The sequence below is a fragment of the Streptomyces decoyicus genome, assembly GCF_019880305.1.
Lineage (GTDB): Bacteria > Actinomycetota > Actinomycetes > Streptomycetales > Streptomycetaceae > Streptomyces > Streptomyces decoyicus.
The window spans coordinates 2172492-2181705 of the sequence record NZ_CP082301.1 but is presented as its reverse complement, the minus strand read 5'-3'; the positions used below and the strand labels follow the sequence as shown (position 1 = coordinate 2181705).

Genomic DNA, 9214 nt, shown 5'->3' with positions numbered 1-9214 from the left:
ATGGAGATCATGGATGCGGCGGCGCCGACGCATGTGGCCCACCGCGACAACCACACCCACCGCGATGTGAACGGCGGCTGGCTGCGCCCCGCCGTCTTCGGCGCGATGGACGGGCTGGTCTCGAACCTCGCCCTGATGACGGGTGTCGCCGGCGGTGCGCTGTCGCAGCAGACGATCATCATCACCGGCCTCGCGGGCCTGGCCGCCGGCGCGTTCTCGATGGCCGCGGGGGAGTACACCTCGGTCGCCTCGCAGCGTGAGCTGGTGCAGGCCGAGCTGGATGTCGAGCGGTCCGAGCTGCGCCAGCACCCGGCCGACGAGCTGGACGAGCTGGCCGCCCTCTATGTGTCGCGCGGGGTCGAGCCGGTGCTCGCCCGGCGGGTCGCGGAGCAGCTGTCCCGGGACCCCGAGCAGGCCCTGGAGATCCATGCCCGCGAGGAGTTGGGCATCGACCCGTCCGACCTTCCTTCGCCCACCGTGGCCGCGCTCTCCTCCTTCGGATCCTTTGCGCTGGGCGCGCTGCTGCCTGTCCTTCCTTATCTGCTGGGGGCGTCCGCCATCTGGCCCGCGGTGCTGCTCGCGCTGGTCGGACTGTTTGCCTGCGGGGCGGTCGTGGCGCGGGTGACGGGACGTTCCTGGTGGTTCAGCGGACTGCGCCAGCTGGCCCTCGGCGGTGCCGCGGCGGGTGTGACGTACGTCCTGGGAGCACTGTTCGGAACCGTCGTAGGGTGACGTGTCATACGGGTGACTGCATAATTACCGCGTTACTCGGCGGTTTCGGTTCGTTGACGACCGGGCATAAGGCCCAGGCGTCGCGGGCAATGTCGCTCGGCGAACGCCGCCTTGTGGGACGGCCCAGATTCCGTCCGCGTACTGACTCACCGCATGCGCGGTGTCCGCATGTTGGAAGCCCCTTTTCGCTTTTCGAGAAGGGAGCGATCCTGTAACCTGCACGAAATTTCGCGGAGGGCCAACGTCGTCCCTCGGCAATGCCTATGCCACGACGACGTTGGGAGAGCCGATGCGTTCTGCGTCCACGCACTCCGCGACCACCAGCAGCGCCAGCGCCGCCGCCTGGTCGCCCATGGACGGCCGCCCCGCCCAGCAGGGGATGTACGACCCCCGCAATGAGCACGACGCCTGTGGCGTCGGCTTTGTGGCCACCCTCACCGGCGAGGCCAGCCACGCACTGGTCGAGCAGGCGCTGACCGTCCTGACGAATCTGGAGCACCGCGGTGCCACCGGCTCCGAGCCCGACTCGGGTGACGGCGCCGGCATCCTGCTCCAGGTGCCGGACGCGTTCCTTCGCGAGAACGTCACCTTCGAGCTCCCCGACGCCGGCGCCTACGCCGTCGGCATCGCCTTCCTGCCGTCCGATGCCCAGGAAGCGGCCGACGCCGTCTCACGCATCGAGACGATCGCAGGCGAAGAAGGCCTGGACGTCATCGGCTGGCGGGTGGTCCCGGTCGCCCCGCAGCTGCTGGGCAACGGTGCCCGCGCCACCATGCCCGCCTTCTCCCAGATCTTTGTGGGCGACGGGCAGAGCACCGGTCTGGCGCTGGACCGCAAGGCCTTCGCGCTGCGCAAGCGCGCCGAGCGCGAGGCCGGGGTCTACTTCCCCTCGCTGTCCGCCCGGACGATTGTCTACAAGGGCATGCTGACCACCGGCCAGCTGGAGCCCTTCTTCCCTGACTTGTCCGACCGCCGCTTCGCCACCGCCATCGCGCTGGTCCACTCGCGGTTCTCCACCAACACCTTCCCCAGCTGGCCGCTCGCCCACCCGTACCGCTTCGTCGCGCACAACGGCGAGATCAACACGGTCAAGGGCAACCGCAACTGGATGCGGGCCCGTGAGTCGCAGCTGGCCTCGAAGCTCTTCGGTGCGGACAACGCCGAGCAGCTGGACCGGCTGTTCCCGGTCTGCACGCCGGACGCCTCCGACTCCGCCTCCTTCGACGAGGTCCTGGAGCTGCTCCACCTCGGCGGCCGCTCGCTGCCGCACTCCGTGCTGATGATGGTCCCCGAGGCGTGGGAGAACTCCCCCTCCATGGACCCGGCCCGACGCGCCTTCTACCAGTACCACTCCACGATGATGGAGCCCTGGGACGGCCCGGCCTGTGTCACCTTCACCGACGGCACCCAGGTCGGCGCGGTCCTCGACCGCAACGGTCTGCGCCCCGGCCGCTACTGGGTCACCGACGACGGCCTGGTCGTGCTCTCCTCCGAGGTCGGCGTCCTGGACATCGACCCCGCCAAGGTCGTCCGCAAGGGCCGCCTCCAGCCCGGCCGGATGTTCCTCGTGGACACCGCCGAGCACCGCATCATCGAGGACGACGAGATCAAGGCGCAGCTCGCCGCCGAGCAGCCCTACCAGGAATGGCTGGACTCCGGTCTGATCGAGCTCGCGGACCTGCCCGAGCGTGAGCACATCGTGCACACCCACGCCTCGGTCACCCGCCGCCAACAGACCTTCGGCTACACCGAGGAAGAGCTGCGCGTCATCCTCGCGCCGATGGCCAAGGCCGGCGCCGAGCCCATCGGCTCGATGGGCACCGACTCGCCGATCGCCGCGCTCTCCGAGCGTCCCCGGCTGCTCTTCGACTACTTCACCCAGCTCTTCGCGCAGGTCACCAACCCGCCGCTGGACGCCATCCGCGAGGAGCTCGTCACCTCGCTGATCTCCTCCCTCGGCCCCCAGGGCAACCTCCTGGAGCCGAGCGCGTCCTCCTGCCGCAGCGTGACCCTGCCGTTCCCGGTCATCGACAACGACGAGCTGGCCAAGCTCGTGCACATCAACGCCGACGGCGACATGCCCGGCATGAAGGCCGTCACCCTCTCCGGCCTCTACCGGGTCTCCGGCGGCGGCGAGTCGCTGGCCGCCCGGATCGAGGAGATCTGCGCCGAGGCCGACGCCGCCATCGACGACGGCGCCCGGCTGATCGTGCTCTCCGACCGCCACTCCGACGCCGAGCACGCGCCGATCCCGTCGCTGCTGCTCACCGCCGCGGTCCACCACCACCTCATCGGCACCAAGGAGCGCACCCAGGTGGGTCTGCTCGTCGAGGCCGGCGATGTGCGCGAGGTGCACCACGTCGCGCTGCTCATCGGCTTCGGTGCCGCGGCGGTCAACCCGTACCTGGCCATGGAGTCGGTCGAGGACCTGGTCCGCGCCGGCACCTTCCTGCCCGGTGTCGAGGCCGAGACCGCCATCAAGAACCTCATCAAGGCGCTCGGCAAGGGCGTCCTGAAGGTCATGTCCAAGATGGGCATCTCGACCGTCGCCTCCTACCGGGGCGCGCAGGTCTTCGAGGCCGTCGGCCTGGACGAGGCGTTCGTCGAGAAGTACTTCCACGGCACCGCCACCAAGATCGGCGGCGCGGGCCTGGACGTCATCGCCAAGGAGGTCGCGGCGCGGCACGCCAAGGCCTACCCGGTCTCCGGCATCGCCGCCACGCACCGTGCGCTGGACATCGGCGGCGAGTACCAGTGGCGCCGCGAGGGCGAGCCGCACCTCTTCGACCCGGACACCGTCTTCCGGCTCCAGCACTCCACCCGCTCGCGCCGCTACGACATCTTCAAGCAGTACACCGAGCGGGTGAACGAGCAGTCCGAGCGGCTGATGACGCTGCGCGGCCTGTTCTCCTTCGCCTCCGAGCGCTCCTCGATCCCGATCGAGGAGGTCGAGCCGGCGTCCGAGATCGTCAAGCGCTTCTCCACCGGCGCCATGTCGTACGGCTCCATCTCGCAGGAGGCGCACGAGACCCTCGCCATCGCCATGAACCAGCTGGGCGGCAAGTCCAACACCGGTGAGGGCGGCGAGGACCCCGACCGTCTCTACGACCCGGCGCGCCGCTCGTCCATCAAGCAGGTCGCCTCCGGCCGCTTCGGTGTGACGTCCGAGTACCTGGTCAACTCCGACGACATCCAGATCAAGATGGCCCAGGGCGCCAAGCCCGGCGAGGGCGGCCAGCTGCCCGGCCACAAGGTCTACCCGTGGGTCGCCAAGACCCGGCACTCCACCCCGGGCGTCGGACTGATCTCCCCGCCGCCGCACCACGACATCTACTCCATCGAGGACCTGGCTCAGCTGATCCACGACCTCAAGAACGCCAACCCGCAGGCCCGCATCCACGTGAAGCTGGTCTCCGAGGTCGGCGTCGGCACGGTCGCCGCGGGTGTCTCCAAGGCGCACGCGGACGTGGTCCTTATCTCCGGCCACGACGGCGGTACGGGTGCCTCCCCGCTCACCTCGCTCAAGCACGCGGGCGGCCCCTGGGAGCTCGGCCTGGCCGAGACCCAGCAGACGCTGCTGCTCAACGGCCTGCGCGACCGGATCGTGGTGCAGACCGACGGTCAGCTCAAGACCGGCCGCGATGTCGTCATCGCCGCCCTGCTGGGCGCCGAGGAGTACGGCTTCGCGACCGCACCGCTGGTCGTCTCCGGCTGCATCATGATGCGGGTGTGCCACCTGGACACCTGCCCGGTCGGCATCGCCACCCAGAACCCGGCGCTGCGCGAGCGGTTCAGCGGCAAGGCCGAGTACATCGTCAACTTCTTCCAGTTCATCGCCGAAGAGGTCCGGGAGATCCTCGCCGAGCTGGGTTTCCGCAGCCTCGACGAGGCCATCGGCCACGCCGAGCTGCTGAACACCTCCCGCGCGGTGAAGCACTGGAAGGCGCAGGGCCTGGACCTGGCCCCGCTGCTGCACGTCCCCGAGCTGGCCGACGGCGCCGTCCGCCACCAGGTCATCGAGCAGGACCACGGCCTGGAGAAGGCGCTCGACAACGAGCTGATCAAGCTCGCCGCCGACGCGCTGGCCGCGGACACCGCCGAGGCCGCCCAGCCGGTCCGGGCACAGATCGCGATCCGGAACATCAACCGGACCGTCGGCACGATGCTCGGCCACGAGGTCACCAAGAAGTTCGGTGGCGCCGGGCTGCCCGACGACACCATCGACATCACCTTCACCGGCTCGGCCGGCCAGTCCTTCGGCGCGTTCCTGCCGCGCGGCGTCACACTGCGCCTGGAGGGCGACGCCAACGACTACGTCGGCAAGGGCCTGTCGGGCGGCCGGGTCATCGTCCGCCCGGACCGCGGCGCGGACCACCTCGCCGAGTACTCCACCATCGCCGGCAACACCCTCGCCTACGGCGCCACCGGCGGCGAGCTGTTCCTGCGCGGCCGGGTCGGCGAACGCTTCTGCGTCCGCAATTCCGGTGCCACGGTGGTTTCCGAGGGCGTCGGCGACCACGGATGCGAGTACATGACCGGCGGCAACGCGGTCGTGCTGGGCGAGACGGGCCGCAACTTCGCGGCCGGTATGTCCGGCGGCTTCGCCTACGTCATCGACCTCGACAAGGCCAACGTCAACAAGGAGCTCGTCGACGCGGTGAACGCGCTGGACGACGCCGACAAGCAGTGGCTGCACGACGTCGTGCGCCGCCACCAGGAGGAGACCGGCTCCACCGTCGCCGCCAAGCTCCTCGCCGACTGGGATGCCGCAGCCGCGCGCTTCAGCAAGGTCATCCCGCCCACGTACCAGGCAGTGCTCGTCGCCAAGGACGCCGCTGAGCAGGCCGGACTCTCCGAGTCCGAGACCCACGAGAAGATGATGGAGGCGGCGACCAATGGCTGACCCCAAGGGCTTCCTGAACCACGAGCGCGAGATCGCCAAGACCCGCCCCGTCGAGGAGCGCGTCAAGGACTGGAACGAGGTCTACCAGCCCGGCTCCCTGCTGCCGATCATCAGCAAGCAGGCGTCGCGCTGCATGGACTGCGGTATCCCGTTCTGCCACAACGGCTGCCCGCTCGGAAACCTCATCCCCGAGTGGAACGACTACGCGTACCGCGAGGACTGGACCGAGGCCAGCGAGCGGCTGCACGCGACCAACAACTTCCCGGAGTTCACCGGTCGCCTCTGCCCCGCGCCCTGTGAGGCCGCCTGTGTGCTGGGCATCAACCAGCCGCCGGTGACCATCAAGAACGTCGAGGTCTCCATCATCGACAAGGCGTGGGACAACGGGGACGTCACCCCGCAGCCGCCCGAGCGCCTCTCCGGCAAGACCGTCGCCGTCATCGGCTCGGGCCCGGCGGGACTCGCCGCCGCCCAGCAGCTGACCCGGGCCGGCCACACCGTCGCCGTCTACGAGCGCGCGGACCGTATCGGCGGCCTCCTCCGCTACGGCATCCCCGAGTTCAAGATGGAGAAGCGCCACATCAACCGCCGCATCGAGCAGATGCGCGCGGAGGGCACCAAGTTCCGTACGGAGGTGGAGATCGGCCGGGACCTCGACGCCAAGAAGCTGCGCAAGCGCTACGACGCCGTGGTCATCGCCGCCGGCGCCACCACCTCCCGCGATCTGCCGGTGCCCGGCCGCGAGCTGAACGGCATCCACTTCGCGATGGAGTACCTCCCGCTCGCCAACAAGGTGCAGGAGGGGGACCTGACGGTCGCCCCGATCAGCGCCGAGGGCAAGCACGTGGTCGTCATCGGCGGCGGCGACACCGGCGCGGACTGCGTCGGCACCGCCCACCGCCAGGGCGCGGCCTCCGTCACCCAGCTGGAGATCATGGGCAAGCCGGGCGACGAGCGGAACCCCAACCAGCCCTGGCCGACCTTCCCGATGCTCTACAAGGTCACCTCCGCGCACGAGGAGGGCGGTGAGCGGCTCTACTCCGTCTCCACCACCCACTTCGAGGGCGACGAGGACGGCAATGTCCAGTACCTGCACCTGACCGAGGTGGAGTTCAAGGACGGCCGCCCGGAGCCGAAGCCCGGCACCGAGCGGAAGATCCCGGCCCAGCTGGTCACCCTCGCCATGGGCTTCACCGGCACCGACCGGGAGAACGGCCTGGTCGAGCAGTTCGGCCTGGAGCTCGACGAGCGCGGCAACGTCGCCCGCGACGCGGACTTCGCCACCAACGTCCCCGGCGTGTATGTCGCCGGTGACGCCGGCCGCGGCCAGTCGCTGATCGTGTGGGCCATCGCCGAGGGCCGTTCCGCGGCCAAGGGCGTGGACCGCTTCCTGACCGGAGCCAGCGCCCTGCCGGCTCCCATCAAGCCGACGGATCGCGCACTGACCGTGTGACCGTCCCCTGATGTCCCGTACAACGTCGTACGGAACAGCCGCGGCGCCTGTCCCCCTCCCCCGACCGGGAGGGCAGGCGCCGCGGATTTTTGCCGTGCAGCGCTCCACCGGAGCGTCCTCGGCGTCCTACGAGCCGCCGCTTCCCGCGGGGTAGCGCCGCCCCAACTGCCGTGCCATCTCCCGGGCGGGCGCCGGTACGGCCTGCGGCGGGGGAGTGCCCGACGGCCGGAAATCGTGCACCGGCGGAAGCCAGGCCCCCAGGTCGATCCGCCGGTCGCTCAGCGGCAGCACCCACCGCGGATCGGCATGCACCCGCAGCACCTGTGCCTCGATCTGCGTCCACGCCCCGTCCGTGACCGTCCGCTCCCCGAGCCGGCGCGCCTCCAACTGCACCGGACAGTGCACCAGTCGGGGCGGCCGCACCAGTTCGGACGGCTCCGTCCACGGCGCCTCCGTGGAGCCGGGCATGGCACTCGTCCCCTCCTCGGCCCCCGTCCCGTCCGGCGGCAGATTGAAGACCACGTCCGGGCGTACCGCGAGATTCTGCGCGGTGCGGCCGCGGGCCGGCAGCCAGAGGCTGACGACCGGTCCGAGCTCCCACCGGATGCGCAGCTCGACCAGCACGAAGGTGCCGTCGTCGTTCTCCGTGGACAGCAGCGCCGGGGTGACCGAACTGCTCTTCTCCAGCGCGCCTTTCATGGACCCGAGGATAGAAGCCGGTTGATTCGGTGCTCACCGAAATGTTATCAGAGGTTACTCTGTGTACATGAAACGATGGGACGCCGATCAGGAAAGCGTCGCGGAGACCCCCGATCTTGCCGCCCTCGCGGCGCTGCTCGCGGACCGTACCCGTGCCGCCATCTGCATGGCCCTGCTCGACGGCGGCAGCTGGACCGCCGGCGAACTGGCCGAATTCGCCGCGGTGGCGCCGTCCACCACCACCGAGCACCTCAACCTGCTGGTCTCCGGGGGCCTGCTCGCCGAGGAGCGCCGGGGGCGGCGGCGCTACGTACGCCTGGCCGGACCGGAGACCGCGGAAACCCTGGAGAACCTCGCCGGCCTGGCCCCCTACCGCCGGGTCCCGGTCCGCTCCCTGGCCGAGGCCCATCACCGCAGAGCCCTGCACCACGCCCGCACGTGCTACGACCACATCGCCGGTGCGCTCGGCGTGGCCATCGCCGAGGCGATGACCGAACGCGGCTTGCTGGGACGGGATTACGGCCTGGTGCTGACCGGCGCCGGCGCCACCTGGCTGACCGCCCTCGGCATCCCCGACACCGACCCCTCGGCCGCCCACCGGGCCCATGTCCGCACCTGCCTGGACTGGACGGTGCGCCGCCGGCATCTCTCCGGCGCGGTCGGCGCCGCCCTCTACCGCCACGCCCTGGAACACGGCTGGATCGTCAAGGCCGTTGCGACCCGCATCCTCACCGTCACCGCGGCGGGCCGCACGGCCTTCCGCGCCCAGCTCGGCCTGCCCGACGACGCGCTCTTCCCCTCCCTCGCCCTCTCCGCTCCCCGCTCCTGACCGGTCCGGGCGCTCAGTGCTCGCCGACCTGGCCGATCCGGTCGTCGCCGAGCTTGCGCTGGGTGTCCTGGAGCAGGATCCGCAGCAGGCCGGCGAGCTGCTCCTGCTGCCCGGGGGTCAGGCCGTCGATCAACTCGGCCTCACGGCGCAGCACTTGGTCGACGGTGGACTCGATCAGCTCATGGCCGGCCGGGGTCAGTTCGACCAGGACCGTCCGCGGGCGGCCCTCGCCGGGCCGCCGGGCGACCAGCCCCTCGCGCTCGGCGCGGGCCACCCGCTGGGAGACCGCGCCCGCGGTGATCAGGGAGCGCTGGCCGAGCTCACGGGTGGTCAGGGTGTAGGGCTCGCCGCTGCGGCGCAGCACGCTGAGCAGGTCGAGGGTGGCCGGGTCCATCCCGGCACGGGCCAGCACCCGGCGCCGGTCGTCGCCGAGCAGCTTCGCCAGCTGCCAGATCGGCGTCACGATGCCGATCGAGGAGACCGGTGTGCCGGGGCGCTCACGCTCCCAGGCGGCGGCGATCTCCTCGACGGGGTACGGGGAGGCGCGGACCGTCGGCCGGCCGCGGTCGTCCTTCGCCTCGAATTCTCTTGCCACGGG

Annotated in this window: 6 protein-coding genes; 4 read left to right on the top strand and 2 right to left on the bottom strand. The window is 70.6% G+C overall.

The window, feature by feature from the left end; genetic code table 11:
• From K7C20_RS09565 to K7C20_RS09555, 3 genes are all read left to right on the top strand, one after another.
• On the top strand, positions 1-732 hold the full coding sequence (locus tag K7C20_RS09565; RefSeq protein ID WP_053210387.1) for a VIT1/CCC1 transporter family protein: 732 nt from the start codon (positions 1-3) through the stop codon (positions 730-732).
• A gap of 289 nt (positions 733-1021) precedes the next feature.
• Positions 1022-5635 (top strand): glutamate synthase large subunit, encoded by a 4614-nt coding sequence (gene gltB, locus K7C20_RS09560; protein ID WP_048829783.1) that lies wholly within the window; start codon positions 1022-1024, stop codon positions 5633-5635.
• On the top strand, positions 5628-7088 hold the full coding sequence (locus tag K7C20_RS09555) for a glutamate synthase subunit beta (protein WP_030084390.1): 1461 nt from the start codon (positions 5628-5630) through the stop codon (positions 7086-7088). Before gltB ends, K7C20_RS09555 begins: the two co-directional genes overlap by 8 nt.
• A 126-nt stretch (positions 7089-7214) precedes the next feature.
• Here K7C20_RS09555 and K7C20_RS09550 read toward each other — a convergent pair whose 3' ends face one another.
• Entirely contained in the window at positions 7215-7787 is a 573-nt protein-coding gene (locus K7C20_RS09550) for a hypothetical protein (RefSeq protein WP_030084393.1), read from the bottom strand.
• A 67-nt stretch (positions 7788-7854) separates the two neighbouring features.
• Between K7C20_RS09550 and K7C20_RS09545 the strand changes: the two genes are divergently transcribed.
• Entirely contained in the window at positions 7855-8616 is a 762-nt protein-coding gene (locus K7C20_RS09545; protein ID WP_030084395.1) for a winged helix-turn-helix domain-containing protein, read from the top strand.
• A gap of 13 nt (positions 8617-8629) precedes the next feature.
• Here K7C20_RS09545 and K7C20_RS09540 read toward each other — a convergent pair whose 3' ends face one another.
• Entirely contained in the window at positions 8630-9211 is a 582-nt protein-coding gene (locus tag K7C20_RS09540; protein WP_030084397.1) for a MarR family winged helix-turn-helix transcriptional regulator, read from the bottom strand.
• Positions 9212-9214: the final 3 nt, after the last annotated feature.

Coding starts and splice junctions, on each gene's coding strand:
- K7C20_RS09565 (WP_053210387.1), top strand. CDS start 1: ATGGAGATCATGGATGCGGCGGCGCCGACGCATGTGGCCCACCGCGAC.
- gltB (WP_048829783.1), top strand. CDS start 1,022: ATGCGTTCTGCGTCCACGCACTCCGCGACCACCAGCAGCGCCAGCGCC.
- K7C20_RS09555 (WP_030084390.1), top strand. CDS start 5,628: ATGGCTGACCCCAAGGGCTTCCTGAACCACGAGCGCGAGATCGCCAAG.
- K7C20_RS09550 (WP_030084393.1), bottom strand. CDS start 7,787: ATGAAAGGCGCGCTGGAGAAGAGCAGTTCGGTCACCCCGGCGCTGCTG.
- K7C20_RS09545 (WP_030084395.1), top strand. CDS start 7,855: ATGAAACGATGGGACGCCGATCAGGAAAGCGTCGCGGAGACCCCCGAT.